At 68.9% G+C, this 425-nt stretch carries 1 pseudogene; it reads left to right on the top strand.

From position 1 onward, the window contains the following. A pseudogene (locus tag Q7A36_RS40970) lies at positions 1-425 on the top strand (IS1634 family transposase); the annotation flags it as partial.

Below are 425 nucleotides of genomic sequence, written 5' to 3'. Positions count from 1 at the left end.
CTCGCCCGGCACAGCGAGCACAGCATCATCCTCTCGCAGATGGCCACGGGCGCAATCGCCTGCCGCCGCATCGGCGGCCCGCTGCTGTTCGGACGCCTATGGGAGCAGACCGGCTGCGCGGCGGTGATCAAGGAGCTGCTCGCCAGCCGCGGCTTCGAGTTCAACGTCGAGCGCGCCATCTTCGCCACCGTCCTGCACCGGCTCTTTGTCTCCGGCTCCGACCGCGCTTGCGACAAGTGGATCGAGGACTACGCCGTTCCGGACGTCGATGGCCTGGCGCTGCACCACCTCTACCGTGCCATGGCCTGGCTCGGGGAGGAGCTGGACGCCTTGTACGGCGATCAGGCGCACGCCACGCCCTTCGCCCCACGCTGCGTCAAAGACCAGATCGAGGAGGCGCTGTTCGCCCGCCGGCGCGACCTGTT

This window comes from Paracraurococcus lichenis, assembly GCF_030657435.1.
GTDB lineage: Bacteria > Pseudomonadota > Alphaproteobacteria > Acetobacterales > Acetobacteraceae > Paracraurococcus > Paracraurococcus lichenis.
The sequence above is the reverse complement of the archived record's forward strand: the minus strand, read 5'-3'. Positions and strand labels throughout refer to the sequence as shown.